The 25,818-nt window shown below is 69.1% G+C and carries 26 protein-coding genes and 1 pseudogene; 6 read left to right on the top strand and 21 right to left on the bottom strand.

Features of this window, described 5'->3' with window-relative positions; genetic code table 11:
* Nucleotides 1-580: 580 nt before the first annotated feature.
* The 21 genes from OG927_RS34240 to OG927_RS34340 form a co-directional block, all read right to left on the bottom strand.
* Nucleotides 581-733: a hypothetical protein gene (locus OG927_RS34240; protein ID WP_164494271.1), complete on the bottom strand. Its 153-nt coding sequence runs from the start codon at nt 731-733 to the stop codon at nt 581-583.
* 5 nt (nt 734-738) lie between these two features.
* Nucleotides 739-939, bottom strand: coding sequence for a hypothetical protein (locus tag OG927_RS34245; protein WP_124283610.1), 201 nt, complete (start codon nt 937-939; stop codon nt 739-741).
* A 71-nt stretch (nt 940-1,010) separates the two neighbouring features.
* On the bottom strand, nt 1,011-2,060 hold the full coding sequence (locus OG927_RS34250; protein ID WP_124283609.1) for a hypothetical protein: 1,050 nt from the start codon (nt 2,058-2,060) through the stop codon (nt 1,011-1,013).
* Between the two features lie 134 nt (nt 2,061-2,194).
* Complete coding sequence (locus OG927_RS34255) at nt 2,195-2,620, bottom strand: peptidase inhibitor family I36 protein (protein ID WP_330321442.1); 426 nt, start codon at nt 2,618-2,620, stop codon at nt 2,195-2,197.
* A 73-nt stretch (nt 2,621-2,693) separates the two neighbouring features.
* A complete protein-coding gene (locus OG927_RS34260) occupies nt 2,694-3,122 on the bottom strand; it encodes a peptidase inhibitor family I36 protein (RefSeq protein ID WP_124283608.1) in 429 nt (142 codons plus the stop codon).
* 167 nt (nt 3,123-3,289) lie between these two features.
* A complete protein-coding gene (locus tag OG927_RS34265; protein WP_124283607.1) occupies nt 3,290-4,309 on the bottom strand; it encodes a helix-turn-helix transcriptional regulator in 1,020 nt (339 codons plus the stop codon).
* A gap of 635 nt (nt 4,310-4,944) precedes the next feature.
* Nucleotides 4,945-5,481, bottom strand: a complete 537-nt coding sequence (locus OG927_RS34270) for an RICIN domain-containing protein (RefSeq protein ID WP_056792794.1) — start codon at nt 5,479-5,481, stop codon at nt 4,945-4,947.
* Nucleotides 5,482-6,317: 836 nt separating this feature from the next.
* The gene (locus OG927_RS34275) at nt 6,318-7,076 is read right to left on the bottom strand and encodes a hypothetical protein (RefSeq protein WP_124283606.1); all 759 of its coding nucleotides are present in this window, start codon (nt 7,074-7,076) and stop codon (nt 6,318-6,320) included.
* Between the two features lie 124 nt (nt 7,077-7,200).
* Nucleotides 7,201-7,758, bottom strand: coding sequence for a DUF6197 family protein (locus OG927_RS34280; RefSeq protein ID WP_124283605.1), 558 nt, complete (start codon nt 7,756-7,758; stop codon nt 7,201-7,203).
* 86 nt (nt 7,759-7,844) lie between these two features.
* Nucleotides 7,845-9,944 carry a chromosome segregation protein ParM gene (locus OG927_RS34285; RefSeq protein WP_330321443.1) on the bottom strand — a complete coding sequence of 700 codons (2,100 nt, stop codon included), beginning with the start codon at nt 9,942-9,944 and terminating at the stop codon, nt 7,845-7,847.
* 98 nt (nt 9,945-10,042) lie between these two features.
* Entirely contained in the window at nt 10,043-10,459 is a 417-nt protein-coding gene (locus OG927_RS34290) for a conjugal transfer protein TraB (protein ID WP_124283603.1), read from the bottom strand.
* 15 nt (nt 10,460-10,474) lie between these two features.
* Nucleotides 10,475-12,178, bottom strand: a complete 1,704-nt coding sequence (locus OG927_RS34295) for an ATP/GTP-binding protein (RefSeq protein ID WP_330321444.1) — start codon at nt 12,176-12,178, stop codon at nt 10,475-10,477.
* A gap of 567 nt (nt 12,179-12,745) precedes the next feature.
* On the bottom strand, nt 12,746-12,985 hold the full coding sequence (locus OG927_RS34300; RefSeq protein WP_124283600.1) for a hypothetical protein: 240 nt from the start codon (nt 12,983-12,985) through the stop codon (nt 12,746-12,748).
* Nucleotides 12,982-13,455: a hypothetical protein gene (locus OG927_RS34305; protein WP_330321445.1), complete on the bottom strand. Its 474-nt coding sequence runs from the start codon at nt 13,453-13,455 to the stop codon at nt 12,982-12,984. Before OG927_RS34305 ends, OG927_RS34300 begins: the two co-directional genes overlap by 4 nt.
* Nucleotides 13,456-13,727: 272 nt before the next feature.
* Nucleotides 13,728-16,289: a hypothetical protein gene (locus OG927_RS34310; RefSeq protein WP_330321446.1), complete on the bottom strand. Its 2,562-nt coding sequence runs from the start codon at nt 16,287-16,289 to the stop codon at nt 13,728-13,730.
* 141 nt (nt 16,290-16,430) lie between these two features.
* Complete coding sequence (locus OG927_RS34315) at nt 16,431-17,006, bottom strand: DUF6197 family protein (protein ID WP_330321447.1); 576 nt, start codon at nt 17,004-17,006, stop codon at nt 16,431-16,433.
* 103 nt (nt 17,007-17,109) lie between these two features.
* The gene (locus OG927_RS34320; RefSeq protein WP_330321616.1) at nt 17,110-17,298 is read right to left on the bottom strand and encodes a DUF5999 family protein; all 189 of its coding nucleotides are present in this window, start codon (nt 17,296-17,298) and stop codon (nt 17,110-17,112) included.
* A gap of 63 nt (nt 17,299-17,361) precedes the next feature.
* Nucleotides 17,362-17,535 (bottom strand): hypothetical protein, encoded by a 174-nt coding sequence (locus tag OG927_RS34325; RefSeq protein WP_209471520.1) that lies wholly within the window; start codon nt 17,533-17,535, stop codon nt 17,362-17,364.
* A gap of 386 nt (nt 17,536-17,921) precedes the next feature.
* On the bottom strand, nt 17,922-18,209 hold the full coding sequence (locus OG927_RS34330; RefSeq protein WP_330321448.1) for a hypothetical protein: 288 nt from the start codon (nt 18,207-18,209) through the stop codon (nt 17,922-17,924).
* A complete protein-coding gene (locus tag OG927_RS34335; protein WP_330321449.1) occupies nt 18,206-18,745 on the bottom strand; it encodes a WhiB family transcriptional regulator in 540 nt (179 codons plus the stop codon). The genes OG927_RS34330 and OG927_RS34335 overlap by 4 nt, the downstream gene beginning before the upstream one ends.
* Nucleotides 18,746-18,928: 183 nt before the next feature.
* Nucleotides 18,929-19,498 carry a hypothetical protein gene (locus tag OG927_RS34340; protein WP_330321450.1) on the bottom strand — a complete coding sequence of 190 codons (570 nt, stop codon included), beginning with the start codon at nt 19,496-19,498 and terminating at the stop codon, nt 18,929-18,931.
* A gap of 331 nt (nt 19,499-19,829) precedes the next feature.
* Between OG927_RS34340 and OG927_RS34345 the strand changes: the two genes are divergently transcribed.
* From OG927_RS34345 to OG927_RS34370, 6 genes and pseudogenes are all read left to right on the top strand, one after another.
* Nucleotides 19,830-20,588: a GntR family transcriptional regulator gene (locus OG927_RS34345; RefSeq protein ID WP_330321451.1), complete on the top strand. Its 759-nt coding sequence runs from the start codon at nt 19,830-19,832 to the stop codon at nt 20,586-20,588.
* Nucleotides 20,585-21,295: an AAA family ATPase gene (locus tag OG927_RS34350; protein ID WP_330321452.1), complete on the top strand. Its 711-nt coding sequence runs from the start codon at nt 20,585-20,587 to the stop codon at nt 21,293-21,295. Before OG927_RS34345 ends, OG927_RS34350 begins: the two co-directional genes overlap by 4 nt.
* Before the next feature lie 857 nt (nt 21,296-22,152).
* Entirely contained in the window at nt 22,153-22,422 is a 270-nt protein-coding gene (locus tag OG927_RS34355; protein WP_330321453.1) for a helix-turn-helix transcriptional regulator, read from the top strand.
* Nucleotides 22,423-23,108: 686 nt separating this feature from the next.
* A complete protein-coding gene (locus OG927_RS34360) occupies nt 23,109-24,386 on the top strand; it encodes a cell wall protein (RefSeq protein ID WP_330321454.1) in 1,278 nt (425 codons plus the stop codon).
* A gap of 143 nt (nt 24,387-24,529) precedes the next feature.
* On the top strand, nt 24,530-25,207 hold the full coding sequence (locus OG927_RS34365) for a DciA family protein (protein WP_330321455.1): 678 nt from the start codon (nt 24,530-24,532) through the stop codon (nt 25,205-25,207).
* A gap of 26 nt (nt 25,208-25,233) precedes the next feature.
* Nucleotides 25,234-25,553: pseudogene (locus OG927_RS34370) on the top strand (HNH endonuclease); the annotation flags it as partial.
* Nucleotides 25,554-25,818: the final 265 nt, after the last annotated feature.

Genomic DNA, 25,818 nt, shown 5'->3' on the forward strand with positions numbered 1-25,818 from the left:
ACCGATCAACCGCCACAGCAGCCTCCATAAAATCGACGCCTTGCGAGCCCTCAAGTGTCCCAGGTCTTCTTCGGACGGAGGCACCACCCCATTCAGCTGCCCCACGGGACAGCCACGAACCGCCACGCCCGACGGAGACCGGCACACCGCTCTGGTGCCGGCAAGGTGCGGCGGCACGGGGCTGGAGCCGGGCGGGTCGGACTCAGTCCAGTGCACCTCCTCCCCGGAATGTGACACAGCCAAGAGCCCAAGCACGCCCTCGCCGTGGTCGAGGCCGAGCACGGTCGGCTCCTGACCCAGGCCGAAGCGCTGCACCGGCGGAGCAGTTGGCGGCGCAAGGTGAGCACATCGCGGACCTCCAGCGTGCGTTGAAGACGTTGAGCCGGCGCCGGATCGGCCGGTGGTGGCGCAGCCGTCGGTCCCGGGACAGGCGCGGTCGGAGGGCGGATCCGCAGGGAGCCTCAAGGTAGAGCCGGCGGGCGGCGGCGGTGGTGGTGGCGGTGGGGCTGACGGTGGATCTGGAGGTGGCGGAGGGCGGCAACCCGGTGTGGGGGCCGCCCTGCGTTGTCCAGTTTGTGTGTCAGGGGCAGTAGCCGCCCTGGATGAGGCCGAGCGCGGCCATGCGCAGCTCGGTCGCGGTGGTCCGGCCGCTCGACAGCTTGTCCTGGATGGTGGCCAGGGGAACGGCTTCGATTTGGACGCCCTCGTCGGCCGGGGTGGCGTCGAGCAGCATGCGGGCTACGCGGCGCTCGGAGCGCCGCGGGGGGAGAGTCGGGCGTAGTACTCGGCGTCCTGGGCAGCGGCGTCGATGCGGGCGGGCTGTTCGCGGAGCTCGGCGCGCAGCTCTGTCTCGGCGGCATGGTGCTCGATCTGGGCTTGCTGGGTGCCCTCCGCTGCGTCAGCTTCCCACTTCGCGGGGAGGGCGAGTGCCTCCTCCACGGTGTAGCCGTTTCACCCTGGAGAGGCAACGCTGAAAACGCTCAGTGATCGCCCCTCACGGCCCGGGCCGCTCACCCGTCGGTGCGGCGCCACGCCCCGGAGAGGGCCATGTCCCTCAGCTGCGGGATTCCGAGTGCCGGCTTGTCGCGACTCGCGGGCAGCTTGAAGGCCCTGGCGTTGAGTGCTTGGACGACCACACGGAACCCGTCCGTATGGAAGGTGTCGACGGTCCATACTACGGCGCCACTCCCACCGTAAGGGGAAGGACTCTTGTCAACCCTGACACGGGTTCCGTCAGCCAGCGTCTCCGCTGTTCCGAATACCTCCCGCATGCGGGGGTCGTCACGATCCCACTGTTGGACGTTCACGCCCACCAGGGATTTGCCGTGGCCGTCATTCACCACCGCGTGCCCAAACCCGTCTGAACTGCCCTGCTCGGACACGTGCAGGTTCGAAGGTGCCAACGACGCGATTGTCGCGGCCATCTGTGTGCCCGTCATCGCGTCTGCGCTGGTCCGGGGCTCGGCCGGCGGCTCCGGCATCCTCGAGAGCACCGCTTTCCACCCGTCTGATGCCGCGATGGTGGAGAGGTGTTTGCGGGTCAGGGGGCTTGGGGCGCCAACCGAAGCGGCTGCACCGGCGGGCCGGACACCGGACTGCCGGACCACGACCTGCTTGCCGTCCTTGTACGTCAGTCGCGCGGTGAACACCACGGCTCCGGACGGATCGGAGTTGTTTTCGGGTGACTGGTCGAGCACGAGGACCGCTCCGCCGGACAACTTGCTCTCGGTGCATTGGCTGTAGGGCGAGTAGGCCGTGTCGGGGCACCGGAGTGTGAATTGCGGGATGGGGGCGGCCCATCGGTACAGGGTCACGTCGACTTCTGATCTTCGCCCGTCCTTCTCGAAGGACAGGGCCGCGGAAGGAGGCGAGGCGGGACTCTTCTCGGTTCCCTGCCCGCGCTGCTCGGAAACCGTTCCCGACGGGAGGGCGGCTTCGAGGAGACGCACCATCCGTTGGGTGGAATCCACCTTTGCCGCGCCGGGCGGGCGGGGCGGATCGCCCGTATCCGGAGAACCGCAACCGACCAGTGCGGTGGCGGCCAGTCCCAGAGACACCATCACTCGAGTCGTCGGGGGAGCGGACTTCATCTTCCGCGGACTAGAGGGACGACAACGCTTCACTACTCCACCACCAGGTTGTTCGCGACTTCTGCGGCAGGCACCGGGCGCGGGCCCCATGTGCGGGACGGGATTCAGCAGGCACCGACCTTCCACGATGAGACCTTGTCCCCGAAGCCCGCGGAGTTGAGGTTCGGGTAGAGCTTGTTGAAGCCGACAAGGAACTTCGCGCCGGTGTAGTTGGTGCCGTCGAAGAAGCAGTACGAGAGCGACGAATTGCTGACGACGGAGGACGCCTTGTCGTTCGGGTTCTCCCTCTGCGACGGTGCGTAGAATTTGGGGATGTCTCCGTTGCCGCGGATTCCGAACATCTCCCCCTGGAACGAAGTGTGTTCGTACACGCACAGGGTTGCGTCGCTGCACGTGGTGAGAGTGCCGTCCCCGGTTCGAAAGACAGCTATGACATCCGCGGACGCCGGCGCGGGAAGTGCTGCCGTCACCGCGACCGCGGATGCGGTCACTGCCACCATTCGAGTCATTACCTTGTGAAGTGCAGACATGTCGGACGCCTTCCTGTGGAAACGAAACCGGGGGTGGGCGGCCGGCGGCTCATCCTTCTGCCAGCTGTGCGGGCTAAACACACTGGCCCGGATGCCAGGAGGTGATGATGTCGTTCATCCCTATCTCCTTGAGATTAGGGAAAAGCCTCCCGAACCCGACGATGTGCTTGCGGCCCGTGTAGTAGCTGTTCTCGTAGAAGCAGTACGACTGGCTGGAGTTGTTGATGATCGACGACGTCTGGTCGTTCATCGGGTCGCTGAAGCCGCCTCCGAGGTTGAGTGACGGCGCGTACGTGTCGACGTCGTAGCCGTACATCGTGGACGCGAACGACGTGTCCTCGTAGATACAGAGCTTGAATGCCCTGCATGTGGTGGTGGTGCCGTCCCCCTGCCGCTCGAACTTCGCGGCCGAGGCATCGGTCGTCGTGGCGATTACCGCCATGACGACGCAGGCGGAAGCTGCCACAGCTCGTAACGATGTCCTGACGGTGCGTGGTCTCATGTGAAGTTCCTTGGTCCAGTTGATGTACCGCTGTTCAGCGGGCGGGCGGTGGAGGCGAGACCGTGATGGTCAGGTCCGCCGGAATCCTCTCCGACTCCGCAGTCGTGGCATAGAACGGTGGCGCCTCCCCATAGAACGCGAGCGCCTAAAACCGTGTCCTACATGGTCTAAGAGCTGTCCCGCCTGCTCTTGACATAGGCGGCGGGAGTGGTCCCGTAGGCTGATTTAAAGTGCTTGATAAAGTGGCTCGCGTCCGAGAATTGCCAGCGTGCGGCAACCTCTGAAACCGTGACCGCACTGCCCCGTTCCCTCAGTTCGGCATGGGCCCGTCGTAGACGCTCTCCTCGGATGAAAGCCATGATGGATTCATCCGATTCAGAGAAAGACCGGTGCAACGTACGCAGGGGTATCCCGACCAGCCGGGCGACCATGGCGGGCGTCAGGTCGTGCCGATCTATATGTGTCTCGATGACATTCTTCGCCGCTCTCACCCTGGCCATACCCGGAATTTCAGCACCCTGTTCTGAGCGGCTGCGAAGAATTCCTGACAACAGGGTCGCGCAGGTGTCCAGTGCGATCTCCTGCGCGGTGGCCGAACGGTTCAGATACCTACTGCTTCTGTCGACCGCTGCCAGGAAGTTGGCGAGGAATCTGACCTCCGGGGCCGTCACGTCCGCGATGTATGCCCGATTGAGTGACGTGAGTGACCCGATGCGTGGCAGTACTGCGCTCCGAGGGATGGTCACGGCGCGCACGCGGGTGGCCGGTTCGCAGCAGAAGCTCCAGGAGGGACCCGTGTCACGGATGAGGATCTGGCCCGATGTGGCGGAGCTGTGCTCGTTCTTCCTCGCGTAGGTGATCCGGCCCGAGGTCACCAGATGGGCGACGACCGGGTCCTGGTCCCTGTCGTTCCCGGAGACCCCGGTCAAGGAGTCGCAGTACACCTTCGCGGACAGCAGGCCGTCGAAGAGGTGCCCGGTCGCCGAGAATCTGAATCCGTGGTCGGCCGCCGGGCGCGGTATGGCGAGACCCGTGAGGTGCGAGAGCGGTCCGTGTTCCCACTCTCGGAACGGATACTTCGAACTCGTGATCTGGCGAGCCGACAGGTGCATTGTGGACTTGAACTGAGTAGCACTGCCTGCTTCCGGTAACGAGTCCGGGGCTATTTTCCACTCCTGGTCGTTCATCTGCGCTCAGTGCCTCGTGCATTCGTGAGGTGGGTGCCTGATACCTGATCACAAAAACGGAGAGTGCTCCCGACCAGCACGACGGGACTTGTTCAGCGTCGTGCCGGCTGGAAACCAAGGGGCAATCGCCGGATGGGAGAGCCTATCGGGTCGTACCTACCCACCAGAGGCGGCGCTCTGGCAGTGAGGTCTTTCCGGCCTCACGTCGAGGCGTGGTGAAGGACGATGGCCCGTCTTCGCGACGTCCGTGATCCGGTTCGTGCTTCAGCGGAGCTTCCGGAGAAAACGCCTCACCGAACTTGCGGGCCCGTGGTGTGCCTGCCGCAACTGCGGCCTCGTCGCTTCTGCGACTCAGCTACGTGGCGAAGGGGACCGCCTCGGCTGGCGCCAGGGCTTGCCACCTCGGGACGACAATCGGGCCCTTGGCCTGTGCAGCCTCGGCACGAAATCGGTCCACCGACTCTGCCGGTGGACCGTCACGAAACCTCGAGGTCAGGACCCATTCCCACGGGCCGCCGGCGGCCCACATCCGGCAGCCGCTCACCGTGCCGCTCCGCCACCAGCTTCCCGCGCAGGGCCCTGCCGTGGGGCGGGACGGAGCCCTGCGCTGAAGGCAGCACCGAAGGACAACGCAATCACTGCCGGGTGAAGTGCCACATCTGCGAAGCAGTCGGAGAGTTGGGGTTGGGCAGTTCACGCAGCGGTGCGTAGTTGTCGTCCCCGAACAAGCCGGTGACAGCAACGTCCTCGTTCAGGAAGGGCGACAGAACCCACCGTGCAGGGCTCTCGTCGGTGGACCTGAGCATCCACCATTGGGACTTGTTCGTCGTGCACGCAGCCAGGTACACCGAGCCTCCCGGTTCTCCGGCCCTGGCATCGGCGCAGTTCCCGGTTCGGGCGCTCTTCCAGTGGAAGATTCCTGGACGCCCGTTCACCTGCTCGAACTGGAATGTGCGCGGGAAGGGATGGTCTTGCCGGTAGTAGACCTGAAGGAAGGTACCGGCGTTGCCGACCGTGTCGTCAGGGACCAGGTAGTTGGTGTGGGCGTCGTTGGTGATGACAACGGGCCCGGAGGGGACGGGGGCGGCGGTGGGTGCGGCTTGGGCGGACCCTGTCAGGACTGTGACGGAAAAGATGGCGGCCGCGGCAGCGGCCCAGCAACGGATAGTCATACGGGCGATCTTGACGGGCAAGATTTGTGCCGAACCGTTTTTTCGGGAGATGACCACCCGAATGAGGAGAGCCAGCTATCCCGGGTGGACCGGTGCCGCTGTCCCCGGCTCGGAGCTCTCCACGCCGGACGGAGTGCTGGTACTGGCGCAACCTGACAAGCAGGATGCCACCGCGGCCTGGAAGAAGAGGTACGGACGCCACCCGCTGAAGGGGCTTCGCCGACCCCAGAGCCGGTGGTCGCTCGGCTGCGGCTTGGTAACACGGGCAGCACAACACGCCCAATCTTTGCGCACTCTCTGATTCACGCGGGGCGCACGCCCCCTTACTCCTATTGGGTGACCAATTCGAGACGATGGTTGCGGCAAGATCGAAGTGAAGTGATCTTGCCGCACGAGTCCTTCTCATTCATGCACATCGAGCAGTCCGCACGATGGGCCTCCCTCTGCGTATCTGCAGCGTAGGACCGCGACCGGGCCGTGCCCGCCGGGGCTCAGGCCCCACTCGCGCAGCTGTCTACGGGTGAACCAGCCCCTCGGGACAAACGCGCCGGTCGAACTCCTCGAGCGTCGCGGAGCTGCGCGGCACCCTCTTGAGTTCGCCGCGGCGCCCCTCACCGGGGTACGGCATCACCGGCTCCATGTACCGGGGAGACGAGCGGGACGCTGCGGGTAGCGGGGGCCGGGACGCTGCGGGCGCGGCCTGCCGGTGCGGCGGCGCGGGCGGGGGATGAGCCAACAGGTCGATGGCGGGTGGGGCGTGGCGGGTGGCGGGTGGCCGGGCGGCCTGTCCGGCTCTCGCCCGTGTGGGGCGGGCGAGAGTCAGGCAGGGCGACGGGTCAGCGCTTGTGGAGCGGGTGCGTGTCCGGGACCTCCGCGGCAGACGGTGCGGGGAGGGTGGCGTGGATGTGGAGCGCGGGGCTGAACTGGGTGGGGAACTGCGGTGGGTGGTTGTGCACGATGGGCCGCAGGCATAGTCCGCGCAGGGCGAGGATGCTGGCCAGCGCCCACATGAGGGCGGCCAGTCCGGTGGCGGCGGCACGGCCTCCCGGAGGGGATGCGGACCAGACCATCGCGAGGCTGCCGCAGCCGAACAATGCCCAGGCGATGCGTGCTCCGGCGTTGCCGAGGAACCCGCCGATCAGCCCGAGTACCCCGGTGAGCTGCCAGAAGGCGTAGAGGGCGGCCGGGGCGACGGACAGGTGGGCTGCCTGCTGGCTGAGGAAGTCCCGGACCGGGTGGTCGACCGTGCCCCACAGGCTGGTTCCGTCGACAGTGTCCAAGGACAGGGCGGCGGCGAGCCTCTTGAATGCGGCGTCGATGATGCCGCCGGCCGTGTCGGCCAGGATGACGACAACGCAGACTCCGACCAGCAGGCCTGCTGCCTTGATCCATGAGGCGATCTCGTGCCACCCGGCGTGCCGGGCCCGGAACAGCTCGTCCCACCTCTGGTAGAGGAAGCCGCCCTCCTCCCAGGCGCCCTGCCACGTGGTGCGCAGCCATGCCAGGCGCGATCGGTCCTGGTCTTCTACGGGGGGCAGTTCGGGCCGGTCGAGGGTGCCGTTCGGGCGGTGCTGACCGTTGGTGTCGTTGCGCATGGGCGTTGCAGCTCCTTCGTTGGAGATCGGTGGGCGGGTGGGTGTTCCGGCCGGGCGGCCTGGCCCGCGTCCGTCCCCGGGGCGTGCGGGGATCGGACGCGAGGCAGGGGACCCGGAGAAGGTGTTAGAGGCCGCGGTTCGCGGCGACGCCTGTGGCGTGGTCGAGCATTCGCATGGGGATGCGGCCGCCGCCGTGGGAGTCGTTGAAGGCCGGCACGGACTCGACGTCGCCGAACCGGCGGCGGATGGTGTCCAGGAGTACGGCGGCGGCGTCGGCTTCCAGGCCCTTGTTGCCATGGGCCTCGATGCGGATGGCTCCGAGCATGCAGTGGGCCCCGTCCTCGTCGACCAAGGCGCCAGAACACCAGCCGCCGGTGAGCAGCCGTTGGTGCGCCCGCTGCAGAACGGCGGCGACCGGTGTCGGGGACCACTGCGGTGGCGGCTGGAGTATCGGGGTCAAGGGGACGGTGGGAACGTTGGCCAGGTCGACGGGCTCGGTCTCGATGTGTGCGGTGTTGACCTCGTAGGCGACGGCCGCTTCGTCCAGGCGCACGGTCATCAGGGTGTTGACGAGCGTGAGGCGTTCTTCGAGGGTCAGTTCCGCCGGCGGCGTGGGGGATGCGGCGGTCTGGGTGTTCGGGGTGGGGTGGTCTATGGCTGGGGTGGGTGTGGTGTGGGGCATCGGGGCTCCAGGCGGTGTACGCCGAAGGGCGCCGCCGGGATGGTGTCCGGCGGCGCCCTTCGGCATCATGCAGCGGGGAGAGGGTGTTAGGCGTTGGTGAGCTTCTTGATTGCTTCCAGGGCCTGACGGGTGGAAGCGACCGTGTCCCGGCCTCGGGCGCTCTTCGAGCCCCCGTCGCGCTTCCCCTTCGCCTTGGGCGTGTAGCCCCCGTCATCGTCCTCGTCGTCGGGCTCGGGGCCGAACTCTCCGGGGCGGGGCGGCTCGGTCCAGTCGAACCACAGATCCCGTGCTTCGAGCTCCTGAATCTCGTGGTCGGTGAGAGTCTCGATGACGTCCGGGAAGCAGTCGTCGATCCCTGTCTTGAAGTTCATGAACAGGGTGCGCAGGACGTCGGGCTGCTTGCCTTCGATGATCCATCCGGCGCCGCCGGTGTTGGAGTCGGCGGGCGGCTCGGGCTCGCCGCGCATCACCCGCTCGATCCGGCCCTCCTCTGCGGCGGAGAAGCTGCGGGGGAGGGGGTCGGGGATGTGCTCGGACGGGATACCGAGCGCCTTGAACATCTCGGTGACCTTCCTCGGTGCGACCTTCAGCACCACCGGGATGCAGTTCTCGCGCAGGTTCTCGCACAGCAGCTGTGTGAACCCGTCCTGCACGTAGACGGACTGCCCGGCCACCTTGAGGCCGACCCCGTATTTGCGGCCCTTGACCGACACCAGCTCCGCGAGGTCCATGATCTCGGTGCCGTAGTCGCCGTTGCGGGCGGCCGAGAGGAACTCATCCAGGTAGGCGGACAGCATCCGGTAGGGGCAGCCGGGCCGGGTCGGGTCCCACTCGTGGACCTTCCCGTCCTCCCACGCCATCTCGCCGCGGATCTCCAACAGCGCGACCATGACCCGCAGGAGCCGGATCATGTAGAGCGCGCCGACGCCGTAGCGGGCGGTGTGCTCGCCCAGCGCGGCGGTCTTCTCGTCCGGCGCCTCGGTGGCCAGCATGACCACGGCCCCGAACAGGGCATCAGCCGCGATGTGCAGGGCCATCAGCTGGGTCTTGCCGCCGCCGGACGGGGCGACGAACAGGCCGTGGGCGGCGCCCCGGTCGGTGTAGACCCGGTTGCGGGCGGGCTGGCCGTTGCCGAGGTAGCCGGTCACCCACCGGCCGTCCTTGTCCGGGGTGAGGAGCTCCCTCGTGGCGGGGAAGACCTGGGCGAGCGGCGAGCTGTCCCACAGGGAGACCAGGACCTGGTTGCCGTCGACGGTCACGAACAGGCGGCCCTCGTCGTACTTGGTCTTCAGCGCTGCTGCCAGTGCGTGCAGGTTGACGCGGGGCTCGCCCAGCTCGTCGGGGACCTGGGCGATGTAGTGGGTGACCCTGCGCTGCTTGTCACGGACCTGCTTGGCGAACACCGATCCGGGGATGGGGCCGTTGTCACTGCCGATCCGGTCGGCCCACCACTCGTGCTCGGTGGGGGCCTTGCGGCGGCGGACCGCCTCGTCCGGGGTCAGTCGGACCTCCAGCCAGCCGGGCCCGCCCTGCCGGCCGGGCTGCTGCACCACCGGTGCGAAACGCACGACATCCTGCGCGTCGTCGACCCCGAACGCGGCCGCGACGGCGGCCTCGGTCAGTCCGGTGATGGGACGGCCCGCTTCGGCGGCCCGCAGCAGCATCGTCAGGTCGTGCCGGGTACCGGGGTGCCGGTCGGCATGCACAACGATCGTGCGGCCAGGTGCTCCCGCCCGCTCCCACAGCAGCCGCACATCCCGCGTGAACGCGTCCGCACCGTCGTCTACGACGGCCGGCACAGCGGCGGGTGTGGGGCGGGCCGGCTGCGGGGCGGGGGCGAGGGCGGGTCGGTGGTGGCGGCGCGCGCTGCGGGAGAGCGGCAGCACGCACCAGCCTGCCGCAGCCCACGCGGCGGCAAGGACGGCGTCCCAGCCCCAGCTGGTGGTGTACATCGCCGCGGCGTCGATCGCCGCCCCGACTACGAGCGGGGAGAGGCGGACCAGCTTGCGGCCGGTGCCCTCATCGGACTTGAGGGCGAGCACCATGCCGCCCACTCCGGCCGCTCCGGCCAGAAGGACGCTCGCGTTGACCGTGCCATCGGGGGAGATGTTCGGGGCCGCAGCCAGAACGGGCGCGGCCAGGGTGTAGGCGAATCGTTCGAGGGCGACGCTGCGCGGGACGGACACCGGACTGGCTCCTTCGGGACGGGACGGCAGGGCACCCAAAAGGGCGGCTCCGCATGTGCGGGGCCGCCCTTCCGGGTGGGTGTGAACACAGCTGTGGGTCAGCGGGCGAAGAAGCCCGGCTTGGGGGTGCGTTCGCGGCGGCTGGAGCGGACGTCGTCCAGGGGCCCGTAGAGCTGGGAGTGGGTGCGCTGGGCATCATGGGCGGTCCCGGCGACGTTCCGGGCCGTCTCGGTGAGCTTGCGGACTTCGATGGCGGCGCCGCCCAGGGCGACGGACACCGTGCTCGTCAGCTCCACGAACTTCGTGTCGAGCTCGGCGTGAGCGATGTGACCGGCCAGGGCTTCGGCCCGGTCGGCATTGGCGCGCATCCCGCGTTGCAGGGCGCTCAGCTCGTCCACGGCGCCGTCCATCGCCCCGGCGAGCTTCTTCAGCTTCGCCTGGACGCTCTTGTACCGGTTGTCGCCGTCGGCCGGCGCCGCCGCGGCGGCCGGGCGGGGAACGAGGTCGCTGCTCATGAACAGGCCTTTCTTCTAGTGATGGGCGGCGGAGGAGGCGTGGGCGGCTCCGCCTTCTTCCTTGGCCCGCATGTCCTCGCCGTAGACGCGTGCGACTCCGATCGCGGCGAGCTGTGCCGCCTCGGCGGCGACCTCGCAGGTCTGCGCGGCCCTTTCGGCCTGGAGCTTCATGCGCCCGGCCGCGTCCGCGAGGTCGGAGACAAGGTTGGTGACCTGGGTGTCGATGTTGTGGTCGCCGACAAGGTCGGCGGCCATGTCCCGCAAGGCATCGGCGACCTTGCCCAGTGCCTGGGCGAGGTCCTCGGCGTGCTCCCGGTCCGCAGCGGCGGCCACTGCGATGTTCGCAATATCCACCAGGTACTCGTCGAACGTGGTGTTGGCGCGGTGCTGGGCAGCCAAGTTGTCCTGCCCGGACGGCTTACTGACCGATGCGCTGCTCACGCTGCTCCCTTCTGTGCTGGTGGGTCGGCTGGTGCCGGGCCGTGCACTGTGCGGATCCGGTGCGGGCGGCAGGCCCTTGACGCCGGTCGTCATCGCTGCGGGGGCGTCGGGGACGATGTCCGCGTCGACGATGTCGTCCTCGGCCTTGTCGGTGGACTTCGGCGGGCGGGCGGAGTGGTCGGGCCACTCCACCGTCGGGGTGGGCGGCGGTCCGAACGGGCTGTCCGACGGCCGACCTGGTCCGCGCCGCCCGGCACGACCCGCGCGCCCGGCACGACCCGCGCACCCGGTGCGCCCCGTGCGGCCCCGCCGTCCGGCCCGGTCCGACCCGCGGGTGCGTCGCCGGAACCGGCGGTTCTTCTTCTCCGCGCCGTCAGACGGCTTGTCACCGGCCTTGGACTCCTTGCCCGGCTCGTCGGTCGGCGGGGTGGATGTCTCCGCGTTGGACGCGCCGTCAGGTCCTTCCTCGGTGTCCTTTCTTCCCTTGCCGGCGGTGCCCTTGTCCTTGGTCAGGCTCACCTTCTCCGCACCGGCCTTGTCGTTCTTCGCGTCGGCGCGGCGCTTGTCCCAACGCCGCTGGGCCTCCTCCGAAACGGCCCCGCCCAATGTGGTGCGGCCCGGGCCGTCAGCCGACGCCGCGGCGTCCCGCTTCGCCTTCCTCGCCGCGCCCCGCTCCGTCTTCTTCGCCTTCCTCGCCGCGTCCCGCTCCGCCTTCTCCGCCCGGCGGTCCTTCCATTCCTTCTGCTGGCGGGCGCGAGCCTGGTCCCGGTCCTTGGACCGGTCTTCCAGGCCGGCGGCATGAGCGGCGCTGTGCCGCTGCTGGCGTGCGGCGGCCTTTTCCTGACGGCGGTTCGGGCGCTCGGACGAGGGACCGGAGCTGTGCTTCCGCTCCTTACCGCCGCCCTCCTTCCTCGATCCGCCTTTCCCCGGGCCGCCAGAGCTGCCAGAGGTGTTCTGGCGGCCCTTCGGACCGGCCCCCGACTCCTTTCCCCCGCCCGCCCCATGGCGGCCGCCAGCGGAGCGATCAGGCCCCTTCCCGGGGTTCTTGGAGGGGTTGGTGGCCCCGGACTTACTACCGCTGTCCCTGCCCCGGGAACCGCTGCCCGGCCCACGGCCGGACCCGCCCGGGCCGGGGGCCGTCTTGCCGCGGCCCTTGTCCGACCCGAGGCCGGACGACGGCTTCCCGCCGCCACTGCCGCTGCCGGTCCCACTTCGGGCCCCCGCCCGGTCGGCCCGTGCCTTCGTCTGGGCCTCACGCAGTTTGTTCTGCTGCTCCAAGAGTGCGACTTCCCGGGACGTTTTCGCATTCAGGAGCTCGACCTTGCGGGCAATTTCCGCTTCCGCGTACGGGGCCTCACTCTCCATACGGGAACGCCCCAGGGCGATCCGGTATTCAAGCCAGTCGCCGAGCCTTTCGGCGAGAGACCGCCGCTGAACATATTCACCGGAATCAGATCCGGATTCATCGTCCGCACCGGGTACGGCAGGAATCCCTTCGGAAGCCAAAGCCGCCTCAGGGTCCATAGGGCGCGGAATTACCGGCAATTCCATGGTGACTTCTGCGGGGGATTCCGGCGGTTCCTCGGGGGGGTCGGTGAAGAAAAAGCCACCGATATCAGGTGCCTCCGGGATGCTCCCGGAGGCACCTCCCCGCGGTGGGAGATGGACCACGTTGCTCTCGCGGTCGTCGGACACGGCTCCTCCAAGAGGGCTTGACAGGGTGGGACTGCCTCGCGTACACGCGCGCACGCCACGCGCGGCACGCGTCACGCGCGGCACGCGTTGGGCCACAACGAAGGGCCGCCCCGCGACGGAGACGGCCCTTCGTGTGTGGTGTGTGTGCGGCTATCCGTTGTGGCGTCGGTAGACGTTCTCCAGCGCGAGGGCAACATCCCGGATGAACGAGGAGTCGCCCTCCCGGAACTTCTGAGTGCCCTGGATGCTCATGACCCGGAGCCAGAAAAGGAAAGTGCCGAGGTCATTTCCATGCTTACCGATGAGGTCTTCCCGGATTTTCCGCTCGTGCTGCGCCCGGTTGTATTTCTTGCGCTCCGCCTTGGTGAGCGGGCGACCGGCCGTTTTCATGCGGACTTCTTTCCGAGGTCGTAAATCGACGCGGGACCACCGTAACCCGAATTCTGCCCGGTGTCACCACCCTCGCCGGAATTCGGTGCGGCCTGGATCGGCTGCGGGTGCTTCTTCCGGGCCGCTTCCAACTCCTTTTCCTTCCGGGTCCGTGCCGTATTCACCACCGTCTCGTCATGGGCGCGGCGCTTATAGGCGCTCTTCTCCAGCCCTTCGGTCAGGGAATTGAGGCTCTTGAGGACGTCCTTGAGGGCCTTCTCCACAGGCCGGGCGCGCAGCTGGGCGTGGTACCAGCGGTCGCCCTCGACGCTGGTACCACGGCAGTGGACCCGGGTCTCGCGCGCCAGGATCTCCAGGTTCGCGCCGATGTCCAGCAGGACGCGCTGGATGTCGGCGAGGTAGCGGGCGGTTGCCTCCGGGCTCTGCGCGACATCGCGCAGCGGGGCAGGCCGAGGGTCGTTGCTGTTCATGCGAGAAGACCTCCAGGTCTCGGGGCGGGGGAGGGGCGGATCCGTGGTCCCCGAGGCTGTTGCACGGGGTTGTGGTGGTAGTCGGTGAGCCTCGCCCGCACCACATCCGGAGTGGATGCGGTGCGGGCGAGCGGCCTGCCGGCCGTGGCCGTCACCGGTCCGCGCTCACGCTCGGCAGCGTGAGCGCGGACCGGGGCGACCATGAGCGGCAGGTGCGTTGCGCGGGCGGTCCGGTCCGGTCCGGTCCGGTCCGCCCGGTCCGCCCGGTCCGGTCAGCGGACCGTGTGCTGCTTGAGGGCGACCGCGATCTGTCCGGCGCGGTCCGTGGCGATGGTGCCGCCCTCGGTCCGGACCGCCTTGGCGATGTTGGTCCGGTTCAGCGGCTCGTTCGCGGTCCGGAGCCGGTCCAGCGCGGTCCGCTCCTGGTCCGTGAGCGTGATGACCGTGCGGTCCGGACCACCTGCCTCCTCGCGGTCCGGACCGGATGTACCGGTCGGGACCCGCAGGGTGTCCGGTCCGGTCCGGACCGACTCCTGCGGACCGGGAGTAGAGGTCGCGGTCCGGACCGTCACCCCGCGTGCACCCGGAGCGTTCCCAGTGGCGGGCGCGGACCGGGGACTGCGGTCCGGACCGGAACCGGTCAGCAGGTCAGCACCCTGCGTTCCGGCCGGACCGGACTCCAGAGCGAGCGCCGGTCCGCCGGTCCGGTCCGTGGCCCCTGCGGTCCGGACCGGACCGTGGACCGCGTTCCGGTCGCCCGGACCGGACCGGACCGCGTACCCGCCGTGCTGGACCGGGCGGACCGGAACCAGGCTGTCCAGCGGTCCCGACCGGTCCAGGCGGGTCAGGGTGAGGACGGTGGGAATGGCTGCCGGTCCGTGGTCGTCGGCCGCGAGGCGGGGAACGACGACTCGGTGCCGGGCCAGACCGGTCCGGTCCGCCTTGCGGTCCGCGAGCTCCGCGCCCGCTGCGGTCCAGGCCCGGTCCAGCGTGGTCAGCCGCGGGTCCGTGATCGCGAGCGACCATGCGGTGAAGGAGTGGACCGGGTAGCGCAGCCAGCGGACCGCGCCGATCGACGGGCGGGCCTTGGCGACCCTGCCGTCCTCACGGAGCTTGCGGCGGTGGATCAGCGAGGCGTACAGCTCCCACAGCACCATGCCCACGATGCTCATCGCGGCGAACGCGACGGCCTTCGGGGTGAAGTGCCAGTAGGTGATCTGCTCCGTCCAGATCTCCTCCTTCGCGTCCCAGACCCGGCTGCCCGGCACCGGCTGCCCGGAGGCGTGCCAGAAGTTCATGACCGCGGCGCCCAGGGCGAAGATCCATGTGCTGACGCGGTAGAGGGTTCCGGCGTCGCCGCCCTGGCGGGCCTGGTGGTACATCCAGCCCACGAAGGCCGTCGACAGCTCCCACGCGGCGGCGAACAAAATCGTGAAGGGGACGACCCAGCCGAGGATGTCCTCGGCGAACCCGGCCTGCCCCGTCCACGCCACGGCCATCGGCGCGGTGATCGGACCGATCACCATCAACCGCTCCGCGTTCACCTTCACGAAGGCCTTGGCACGGTCGGCCACGGCCGGCTTGCCCGCCCGGGCCGTGGCCCGCCCCTCACGGGACTTCGCCCGACGGGCTTCCTTCGCCTCCCCGCGCTCCGTGGCGGCCTGGAGCTTGAGGCGCTTACGCTCCATGGCCTGCTCCGTGCGGTCGGTGGCGCGCTTCATCCGCGCGGCAGCCTCAGCCACCATGTCGTCGGCGGCCTTCAGCGTGAGGTCCGCATCCGCCTTCCTCAGCCGGGCCTGAGAGAGGGCCTGCTCGGCTTCCTTGAGCTGCGCCTCCTGCCGGGCGTGGGCGGCGGCCAGGATCCGATCGGCTTCCTCGCGGGCGGTGCGGGTCAGGCGCTCGACGTCCTCGGCCGCCGTAGCCCGCAGCCGGCCGATGTCCTCCTTAGCCAGCGTCCGCGTACGCGCCGCATCCGCACGGGACGCCTCCCGCTCGCGGGTGGCGTCCTCACGCAGCTCGGCTGCCGCCTTCTCAGCCCCGGCCTTCACCTGCGCGGCCTGGGCGCCCGCGCTCTCGCGCAGCTGGTCGGCCTCGCGCCGAGCCTGCTCCAGGAGCTGTTCGGCGTCGGTGGTGGCGCGGGTGCGGGTCTCCACCGCGGTGGACTTCGCAGCCGCAAGCAGCTCGGCGCGCACGCCCTCCGCGTCGGCGAGGGCCCTCGCGGCGGTCTGCGCGGCCTCGGCGCGGACCTGCTCCGCCTGCGCAGCCGCCGTGGTGGCGACCTCCTGCGCCTGGCGGCGGGCGTCGGCCAGCAGCTGCTCGGCAGCCGCGTTGGCGTCGGCGAGGACCTGGTCGACCTCACCGGTTGCTGTCGTCGTGACGGTGTCGGCGTCGCGGCGCGCGTCGGCGAGCAGCTGCTCCACCGTGGCTTCGGTGGCTGCGCGGACCTGGTCGGCGCCGGCGGCCGCGGTGGTGGCGGCCTCCGTGCGGACCCGGTCGGCGTCCGTCGCGGCAGCGGCCAGGAGGCGGGACTGCTCCGCGTTGGCGGCCTCGGTGATCGAGGCCGCCTCGGTGCGGGCGCCGTCCAGCAGCTCGGTGGCAAGCACCTCGCCGTCGGCGAGGATCCGCGTGACGTCGTCGGCGGCCAGGTCCCGGAGGTCGGCGGCGCGGTCGGCGGCGTCGGCCAGGACCGGGTCGGCCTCCGGGAACACCAGCGGCACCGTCTCCTCGGGGGCGGCGGAAGCCGGCGTCGCCGGTGCCTTGGCGCGCCCGGTGCTTCGGGGCTTTGTGGTAGCCGCGGGCTGGCGCCTGCGGCGGGTGGCGGGCTTGGTGGCCACGGGGTGTCCTCTCTCTTCCGGGCGCCTCCGTACAAGAGGTCACCGTGGATCTACGGCGGTGGGTAAGGTCGTGACCAGGCCCTCCGGGGCCCCGGCAGCTCGAATGCCGAGGCCCCGGACGGCCGTTGCGCTCCCTGTGAGTCAGGCGGCAGCCGTTTCTTGGCCGGGCCCGTAGGCGCGGGCGAACTCGGCGCCGACGGTGAGCAGGGCGGTGATGTCCGCGTGGGTGCGGTGCTGCCGTTCCGACCACGGCGCGGAGCGGGCGGAATCGGATCCGGTGTGGGCACGGATCACGACGTCCAGCACGGTCCCCGCGATCCACGCGGTGTCCGTGTCGCCGTGGTCTCCCTGGCCGACGCGGTTCAGCGCGGTGTGCAGCGAGAGCGGTGAGGCCGGGGCGTCGGTCTCGTCCCGGATCAGCCGCATGAGGGCCCGGAGCATGTCCTTGACCGTCATCTTGTCGTCGTCGGCGGGCAGGTCCTCGCTGTGCGTGGTGCGGTAGTTCGTGGTCCGGGCCCAGCCGTCCTGGTGGAGGAGAGCGATGGTGGCGTCCAGGTGTCGGGCGACGGCCTCGCCGGTGGATTCCTCGCCGGACGGGCCGGTCCACACCGGCCGGTAGGCGTCGGCAGTGAGGCCGGCCGCGGTGCGCAGCGTCTCGGCGGTGAACACCGCAGCAGTGGTCTCGGTGGAAAGGTCGGGCGATGTTGTCTTGGGCATGTGGGCCTCGATCTCGTGGTCTGGTCCGGGCTGTCCGGCTCCCCGTCACCGCCCGACCCGACCGCCGGTGTTCGGCGGTCGGGTCGGGCGGATCAGGCAGCCGTCAGGCCGCGGCGAGCGGCCGGTGCGGGGCGACGACCTGGTTGTCGGGCAGCAGCTCGCCGGTGTCCTCGAAGATCACCAGGGCGTTGCACAGCAGACTCCAGCCCTGTTCCGGGTGAGCGGCCACGACCTGCGCGGCCTCACGGTCCGGGCTGTCGGCGGTCGGGCACTGCGGGGTGTGCGCGCACAATGCGTCCGGAAGACGCCCGGTCGTACCAGCGGCGTGCGGGGAGTGGGGTGCCATGAGTGCTCCTCAGGGGCGGTTGCGGAGGTGGGTGAGGTAGGCGTCCTGCAGTCGGACGAACCGCTCGAGGAGCGGGGCGCCGGTCTCGCAGGGCTGCTTGGTCTGGCAGGGCTCGCAGCCCTTGCGGTGGGCGCGCCAGGTGTCGGATGCGGCCATGTAGCGGGTGTGGAGGCTGTCAGCCACCGGCTGGTTTCCGATCAGTTCGTGCGGGGGTGGAGGTCGGTAACGCGATGCCCGGCGTCCCACGCCTGCGCGGCCGCTGTGGCGGCAGTTGCGAGCAGGATGTGGGTGAGCGGGTGGGTCAGGCCGCATACAGTGACCGCCCGCGCCGCGAGGTGCTGTGCGGCGCGGGCGGTCAGTATGTGCCTGATCAGGACTCCCTGATGGCGGGCGTGGTGGAGTGTGGCTGCGCCGGTGCCGGGGGCGTCTCGGTTCGGCCGTCACGCTCGTGCGGCGTCGGCCGCATTGGCAGCGTCATCGGCGGTTGTCCTTCGACCTCTTGTTCTGCTCCGCGTTCTTCCTGGAGAGCTCCTCGCGCTCCGCGTCGGTGAGCGAGGCGGTGATCGTGATCATCGGGAGGTCTCCGATCCGAAAACGAGCGGGCGGGTGAGGAGCAGAACGGGCTGGCGCTTGTAGCCGGGGGCCATCTCGGCGAGGGTGCGCCGTGCCTGACGGCCGGCCGTGCGGGCGCGGGTGTCGCCGTCGACGACCAGGCCGTGGACGTACTGGTGGAACCGGTCGGTCTCGTCGCGCACGTATCCGCGGCCGTCGTCTCCGGCGCGGTCGTCCTGCCGGCCGATCTCATGACCGACGTCCGCCGCCCGTTCGGCCCGGGGGATGAGGGTGGTGGTGCTCATGCCGCCACCCCCCAGCCGGCGCGCGCCCGGCGGGCGGTGCGGATCTGCGCGATCTGCGACGCAAGGGCACGGACCCGAGTGTTCTGCTGCTCCAGGACCTGTGCGGGCGGGACCCGACGGCCGTGGACGGTCCTGTCCGTGTCGGCCGTGGCCGCCACGGACAACTCAACGGTGAGCCGGTCGAGGAGACGACCCTCGGTGTCCCGGTCGGCATCGACCGCGGCCGACAGGCGTACGGCCTGGGCGGTGCGGGCGGCGGCAAGTCCGGCACCGGTCCGGCCACCACGCACCATGTCGTCACGGTCCGCCCGGCCCTCGCCGTCCCGCAGCGCGAGCTCCTCGCACGCAGCCCGCACCGGGCAGCCCGCACAGAAACACAGCGCCTCGGTCCGCCGGGCCTGCCAGGTGGTGTGCTGCTCACCGTCGCCGCGGAAGAAAAGGTCCACGTCGATGTCCGCGCCGCGGCAGCGTGCGTAACCGTCGACGGCGGCCTGGAGTACGGCCCGGCGTGTATGCCGGGCCTGAGTGGATGTCATCCTGTGCATGCGTGGGTTGCCCTTCTACAGAGGGTGAGCTGCGAAGACGGCCCCCCGGGTTGCGCCCCGGGGGGTTCGTCGTGTTCAGGGCCGGTTGGCCCCGGGCTGCTGTACGAGCAGCCGCGGCCCTGGCCATCCCGATCGGTCGGGATGGCCAGGGCTGCGGTCGTTCGGGCAGGTGCTTTAGCGCGCGGAGCGCTGGGGGCGGAGCTTTTCCAGCGGGACCTCGGGTCCCTCCGCCGGGACGTCACCAGCGGGCACCACCCGTCGGTTCTTGTCGGTGTCGGCCATGCGGGGCAGCACCGTGTTCCAGTCGGCCAGGCGCCCGGCTGGCGTGCGTTCGGCACGAGCTCGCAGGGCCCGGTCGGTCCGCGGGCTGAACGCTTTGGGCAGCACTGTGGTAGCCGTACGACTGGAGGATTCCTTCACGGCGTCGGTCAGGGCCCGGCGCCATTCGGGGATCGTCATGTCGAACTCGATTCGGCGGTTGCTGCTCCGGCAGTGGAGTGCGGCGGCGACGTGGGCCTTGCCGGTGTGGTGCGGGACCAGCTTCTGGACCTTGCTCTGCATGCCGGTGATCGGCACCCAGGTCTCGCAGTCCTGGCAGACGAGTACGGCCTTGAGCGGGTTGCGGAGGTCGATGTGATGGAGCGGGAGCTCGGAGAGCTTGAGGGCGGGGAGGGCGCTGACCCGCTTCGTGCGGGTCCGTCGGAGGCGTTCCTTTGCGGTGGGCACCGCGGCATGGATGGACATGCGGGATCTCCTCATGTGCGAAGGGGAAGGGCTGCGTCGCGGTGCTCTCTCCGCCCGTCAGGCCGCACGGGTGACCCCGGCGTCCTGGCGGACGGACAGCGCATAGCGCTGCGACGTGCAGTGGAGAGTCGAGAACCCGGGGGATTTGTTGGTGCCATCAACCCCGGCCCCCTCTTGTGAGGCGGACGACTTCCTACGGTCGTACGGGTGGTACTCACTCGGTGCTCCCAGAGGATCACCGAGGCCTACATACATCAGGTTGCCTCAGGTACCCTCAGGTGTCAAGCGGTATAGTGAGGCATCTAGACGGAAGAGAAGGAGGCGAGGCGACATGCCAGGGCAACCGCGGGCCGACAATCGACCGCCATACGCGCGCATCGCGGGTCACTACCGCGACCTCATCAGCTCCGGTGAGCTCGCGCCGGGCGACCTGCTGCCCAGCATTCGAGCCCTGGCAGATCAGTGGCAGGTCAGCACCGCAACGGCCGACCGCGCTATGAAACTGCTGAGAGACGAGAAGCTGGTCAACGGCATCCCGGGCGTCGGCACCGAGGTCATGGCGAGTCCAGTGTCGCTCGCATCCGGATCGGAGCGCCACGATCGGAGCAGCAGGACGAAGTCGTCGTGGGGCGTGGGGGAGAAGTCCTCCGGCCACACCGCTGGCATGGTGCCGGCCCCTGAGGACGTCGCTGATGCGCTCAGCATCGAGCCGGGTGAGGACGTGATTCGTCGCAGCCGCGTCTACCGGGATGCTCACGGGATCGTCTCCCACTCAACATCCTGGATCCCGGCGGAGTTCGCCCAGGTGCTGCCCGAGCTCGCGCGCAGCGAGCGCCTTAAGGGCGGGCTGTCGCTGGACCTCATTGCGGAGGCCACGGGGCGGCAGGTCGAGCAGCGCGTGGATGAAGAGACCGCTCGCATCGCCACGAAGGAAGACCTGGAGCTCCTGAAGCTGGACGCCGAAACCGTGGCGGCGATCCTGGTGCTGACCGCCAAGTTCATGGACGTCGGCGGCCAAGTCCTCGAGTACGGAGTAGACCTGGGTGCTCCTGGCCGCACGCGGCGCACCACGACGGAGGTGTTTCGGTGAACGCCGACGACGCCGTCCTCTTGGACGACACCCTCGTCAGCTGCCTCGAAGGGCGCATTGGTGAGCTCCTTCGAGCTGAACGCACCGACACCCTCACCCTGGAAGGACGATTCGAGATCAGCCGCATCTCCGCAGCCTTGTCCGGCCGGCCGGGACCTGCGCCTCGCGCGATCCTCATGACCGGCCTGCAGGGTGCTGGCAAAACGACCCTCGCCCGCGCCTTTGAGGAGACCGGCTTCCGACGTCTCTGCCCTGATGAGGAGATGTTCCGCCGCTACGGGCACTACGGTCGCGACTTCCCCCGCGGCGAGTTTCTTGTCCGGGAGGCGCCCGTTCTCAAGGACATCGCCTTGGAGGTACAGCAGCTCCTGGCGGCCGGACACGAGGTCGTAGTCGACCACGGGTTCTGGACACGGGAAGAGCGTGCCTTGTGGGCGGCAACCGTTATGGAGGCTGGCGGCGAGCCTGTGCTGATCTACCTGCCTGCGCCTCATGAGGTGCGCTGGGAAAGGATCCGAAAGCGCAACGCGAAGTCGCTGGTCGACGCGAACAGCATCTCTTTCAGCGAGGACGACCTAATTCGACATGCAAACCGCTTCGAGGCGCCCACCGCCGACGAACCGCACATCGTGTACGACGGAGACCCGGCGCACGTACTGGCGGAGCTTCGCCGTGCACGTCCTTCCACGGATGGTGGCCCGCATTGACCCTGCCTCCCATTCGCAACTCCCGGCGCTCAATGACCGTGCTTGGGTACTGCGACTGCGGAAAGTGACATCGGCCGGTGCCATTCGGAATGGCACCGCCACTTGTCACCTCCGCGCGATCAAGGGTGCGTGCCATGCTCGGCCGCAGAAGGGCCGGCTTCCGCTCCGCGGGCATCACCTTGTCGGGGCGCAGGCTGCACCGCTGGACCGTATGGGGAAGGGGAACGGCGATGGATGAGCGTCCCGACTGGGCGCGCCGGATGGTCGAAGAGCGCACGGCACGCGACTGGTCGCAGTCCGACGCGGTACGCGCTCTGATGGTTCGGCTCCCCGACCACCAGGAGGTCAGCGAGCAGGACCTCCTGCGCCAGTGGAGGAAGCAGAACGCTCCGGCCCACGTCAGCCGAAACACAATGTGCGCTATCACGACGTCACGCTGCAGGAGTGGCTGATTGGTTTCCTGAGGACCCGTCACGGGTGCAAGAGCGCATGGAGCGCGAATGCCCAACCTACAAGGGGGCGTGGAAGTGTCTGTGCGACAGCTGACCTCCGCGCGTCGCGGGCTTCTGCTTCCCGCGTGGCGGGTCGGGTCACGAATCTCCGTCCCGTCACACGGGAGCAGCCGGACTGTATGTCGGATCGCGCTGGAACTGCCGCTCGAGATCTGTTCCGATTCGAGGGCGCCAACGGGTTCCACCTGCGCGTTCTCACGTCATGAGCGGGACCGTCATCAGCGGAGGAAGGGGAGCCGGATGGGGCCGATAGGTATCTCGCACGGCAACACACTCGTTCTCGCTACCAAAGATCGTCCGGATCATGTATCTTTTCGGGAATCATTGCCTACGGTGGAGGTCCCGATGTCTGATCCGCTGAGGCGAATTGACGCCCTGGTGGAGGAGGACACCCTCCCCGCGCTCAAGGTCCGCCAGCAGCTCCGGCTCGCCGCTGGCCTGACGCAGTCCGAAGTGGCTGAGGCCATCGGTGTCAAGCGTCTTGCCATCGCACGCTGGGAGGCCGGGACCACGCAGCCGCATCGAGGAAATCGACTCGCGTACGCGCATTTTCTTCGGAAGCTCGCCGCGAAGTATCCGGACGCTGCCATCGAGGGGTCGTCCGATGAAGGGTGACCTCGCGGCTTTGGCCGTTTCCGGGCAGGCCGACTCCACCTTCGGTATCGAGGGGGTCGGGATGACCTAGGTCATCGGCCGCGCGCGCTTATGAGGTGGACGGGAATCCACTTCGGCCTCGCGCGGCCCATTGCGCCGACCTCAGGTCGGCCGCCCAGTCCCCGGTTGGCACCGGTTCTGGGCTCCAGCTCACTGAGCTGGGTCTTTCCTCATAGCAACTCCACTCCCGCCTGGCAGCGGGGGTCGCTCCACCCCAGTTCCTTGGGGCTCCTATGGCAGGGAGCCGCAGGTCTGGGTCAACAACAGAGCTTCTAGGGCTTCCCGTGGCAGGGGGCCTGTGAAGTTCGGTGTCGGTTTCACCCCGGGTTCCGGTGGCTTTGGCAGGCCGTCGGGCTCGGGGGTCCACGTGATCATGGCCGGTCCCACAAGGGGGCTGGTCATGGTCTGAGCTTCCGATATGAAGTTGGTGTCCCCGCCATAGTGCCTGATCTCCCTGTTTATGGAAAGCGGACCCCTGCCCGTTTCGAGTGGGTTTGGCCATCCGGATCGTCCCGTGTGACGGGATCGCCATTCGATTCGTCACGCTTTGCACCATTCGCGCTGCAGAGGTATTCGACCGCATACCGGTCAGTCACCCGGTATAGCGGTGGTGCCCTGTGAGCGCGGGCGAGGCGTCGGCCGCCGTGTTGGACGACCCGCTGCGTGAGGACGTCGACGACTCGGTCGACGAGCTGCGGGAAGGGGTTCCCGGGCAGTGGAACGCGGCGCAGCCGAAGACGCCCCGGCGGGGTCTGCCGGAGGTGCGGCAAGTCCGTGTGGTGGGCAGGGAGCAGGACATCGTCTGGACGCGGTCGCGGCGTGCTGAGCCGCGGGCGTGGCTGCGTGCGGTGGTGTGGCTGGTGGCTGCTGGGCTGCATGACGGTGCCGGTCCGACGACGCTCGTGGTCGCTCGGGATCTCGCGGCCCGGATGGACTACCGGCGCGGGATCGTCGTCTACGACCTGGCGGGCGCGGCCCGGCGGACTGATACGTCGGAGGCGACGGTGAAGCGGCACGTGAAGGTGCTGCGCGAGCTGGGCGCACTGGTGTGGCTGGTCCACGGGTCGAAGCGGAACATCGCTCTGCCGGGGAAGCCGTACATGGCGACGGCGACGATCTACGGGGCGGTCATTCCGGCCGTGTTCGACGAGGCGATGGGTCACCGGCTGACGGGGACGGGTTACGAGGGCCGGGTGTGCGGGGTGACCGAGGCCGGCAGGGAGCGTGCCGTCGCGGCGTCGGCCGCACGTGGTCCGCAGCACGGCATCCCTGTGGATAACCGGCCTGTGGATAACGCCAGTACAGGGGTGCGTGAGCCCCATTCTCCTGATCGGTACCACCAATCACCTGAAGCTGATGTTGAGAGTGGTAATAAAGACACCTCGCGCCAGCGCGCGAGCAGCCCCACCGCATCCCCCGTCCCCGAAAAGAGCAGCAGCAAGGGCCAGGGGCCTCGACGGACGGCTCGTCAGGTGCAGCGCGGTATCTGGATCACCCGACAGGTGCGGGCCCGTGTCCAGTGGACTCAAGGTGTTCGGCTGCGACGCCTCGAATACGTGCTGCGTCCGCTGCTGGACGCTGGTCTGGACGCCGACACGATTGCGGCGGAGCTCCACTCATGGATGCTGACCTGGCGCCCGGCCCGTCCGGCTGAGTACATCCGCGTCCAGCTGGCCAAGCAGGCTGCCGCGGAGCACACCGCGGCAGTGCTGGGCACACCTGAGACCTGGGCTGATGACGTGGCACATGCGTTCGTCGCTCCCCGCCCGGACCTGGTCCGCAGTGTGATGGACGGCCTCGCCGCGGGCCTGGCTACGTACTCCGCGATGCAGGCCGAGCTGGGCCTGGACGACCTCGGCGACCACGATGCGGCCGCGGACATCGCCGCTTTCCTCGGCACCTCAACGGTGGGAGTTCTGGTATGACCGAGACAGCGTCATCTGGTGTCGACCTGGCGCGCGCCGCTTACCGGGCTGCCCGCGCCGCAGCCAAAGCCGCACCACAGCCCAAGCGCTGCACTGGTGCTGCTGCACCCCGTCGTCCTCGAGGCGGCGCTGGGCGGGATCCGTTGTCCTTCGGCGACGCGATCAGCCGCATGGTGACCGAGCGTGGGTGGGAACTGGCTGCGGCCGGCGGCAGTGTGCTCGATCAGTGGCCCACCATCGCCCCGCATCTGATCGGCAAGGCGGCGGCCGTGGGCTATGACGAAGCGACACGTACTCTCCAGCTGCTGCCCGCGATCCCCGCCTACGCCACCCAGTTGACCCTTTACCAGCGCGACATCGTGGCCAAGATCAACGAGGTGATCGGCTCGGACACTGTCCGCAAGCTGGAGGTGCTGCGACCCGCGGTTCTCACCGGGCCCCGGTCCCCCCACGCGGCGACGGCATTCAAGACTTCCGCCGAGCCGGTCTCCACCGAAGCGGCTCCAGGTCGGCCGGTCGCGGCCACGGCATCCGAGCCTCCGGCCGGGTATCGAGCGGCGCTCGCTGCACATCGAGCCACCTGGGCGTCGGCGAAGTCGGCGGATCCACAGGTCAGCGTCGCGGCGCAGCGTCAGATCCGGGAGCGGGTGAGGGAGCCGGAAGCACGTTTCGGAGACGGGTTGAGCGAGGTCAGCCGGTTACGAGCCAGGTCGACGGCCAAGGGCTCTGCGAGGTCCAGTGACGCTGCGCGGGCCCGGGCGCTGAAGAAGCTGGCCGAGGAACGTGCCGGGCAAGAGGCGCACCAGCCGACGAGTCCATAAAGATGTACGGCAAAGGAACGGGTGATGTGGTGCCCCTCGCCGAACCGTGGGACTCCGGGGCCTCCGCCTGGACCGCCGCACGCCGTGTGAGGCGTACGCGAACGATCAGGGCGCGGCGGCCTCGCTGGTTGCGGTGACGGCCCGTAAGAACCGCCAGAAAGCTGATCAGGACCCGGCCCAGTGGATGCCCCCGGCCCCGGACGCCCACCGGCGGTACGTGGGGGAGTGGGTGGCCACCAAGCTCCGCTGGCAGCTCACCGCCAACACCGCGGAAGTGGACGCGCTGAAGGTGTTCGCCGAAGGCCCCTGCGAGGACACCACCGTCCAGTACACCCCGGCCGCGTAGCAGCACGCCCGGGTGTGGAAGCCGGCGCTTGGCCGGTCCACACCCGGCCATGGACCGGCCAAAGGCCTCTGAAGAAGAAGACGATTATGCCGGGGGAACGGGGCAGCAGATGTTGGCGTAGACGCGGGCGGTAACGCCGAGTGTCCCTGGGGTACGTCGTACGGGGCCGATGCCTGACGTAGCCCAGTGCTGCTCGAGGTCGGCCATTGCTTGGCGGGCGGTTGCCTCGGCGGGCGCGGTGATGGGCCTTGACCCCGAATCCTGA

Origin of the sequence: Streptomyces clavifer (assembly GCF_036345975.1) — a bacterium.
GTDB lineage: Bacteria > Actinomycetota > Actinomycetes > Streptomycetales > Streptomycetaceae > Streptomyces > Streptomyces clavifer.

Bases quoted from the DNA above. Each gene is read 5' to 3' on its own strand.
- OG927_RS34280 (WP_124283605.1), bottom strand. From the start codon at position 7,758: ATGCCCCACACCACACCCACCCCAGCCATAGACCACCCCACCCCGAAC.
- OG927_RS34290 (WP_124283603.1), bottom strand. From the start codon at position 10,459: ATGAGCAGCGACCTCGTTCCCCGCCCGGCCGCCGCGGCGGCGCCGGCC.
- OG927_RS34265 (WP_124283607.1), bottom strand. From the start codon at position 4,309: ATGAACGACCAGGAGTGGAAAATAGCCCCGGACTCGTTACCGGAAGCA.
- OG927_RS34335 (WP_330321449.1), bottom strand. From the start codon at position 18,745: ATGACATCCACTCAGGCCCGGCATACACGCCGGGCCGTACTCCAGGCC.
- OG927_RS34240 (WP_164494271.1), bottom strand. From the start codon at position 733: ATGCTGCTCGACGCCACCCCGGCCGACGAGGGCGTCCAAATCGAAGCC.
- OG927_RS34270 (WP_056792794.1), bottom strand. From the start codon at position 5,481: ATGACTATCCGTTGCTGGGCCGCTGCCGCGGCCGCCATCTTTTCCGTC.
- OG927_RS34345 (WP_330321451.1), top strand. From the start codon at position 19,830: ATGCCAGGGCAACCGCGGGCCGACAATCGACCGCCATACGCGCGCATC.
- OG927_RS34355 (WP_330321453.1), top strand. From the start codon at position 22,153: ATGTCTGATCCGCTGAGGCGAATTGACGCCCTGGTGGAGGAGGACACC.
- OG927_RS34340 (WP_330321450.1), bottom strand. From the start codon at position 19,498: ATGTCCATCCATGCCGCGGTGCCCACCGCAAAGGAACGCCTCCGACGG.
- OG927_RS34330 (WP_330321448.1), bottom strand. From the start codon at position 18,209: ATGAGCACCACCACCCTCATCCCCCGGGCCGAACGGGCGGCGGACGTC.
- OG927_RS34315 (WP_330321447.1), bottom strand. From the start codon at position 17,006: ATGCCCAAGACAACATCGCCCGACCTTTCCACCGAGACCACTGCTGCG.
- OG927_RS34250 (WP_124283609.1), bottom strand. From the start codon at position 2,060: ATGGTGTCTCTGGGACTGGCCGCCACCGCACTGGTCGGTTGCGGTTCT.
- OG927_RS34260 (WP_124283608.1), bottom strand. From the start codon at position 3,122: ATGAGACCACGCACCGTCAGGACATCGTTACGAGCTGTGGCAGCTTCC.
- OG927_RS34300 (WP_124283600.1), bottom strand. From the start codon at position 12,985: ATGAAAACGGCCGGTCGCCCGCTCACCAAGGCGGAGCGCAAGAAATAC.
- OG927_RS34255 (WP_330321442.1), bottom strand. From the start codon at position 2,620: ATGTCTGCACTTCACAAGGTAATGACTCGAATGGTGGCAGTGACCGCA.
- OG927_RS34305 (WP_330321445.1), bottom strand. From the start codon at position 13,455: ATGAACAGCAACGACCCTCGGCCTGCCCCGCTGCGCGATGTCGCGCAG.
- OG927_RS34275 (WP_124283606.1), bottom strand. From the start codon at position 7,076: ATGCGCAACGACACCAACGGTCAGCACCGCCCGAACGGCACCCTCGAC.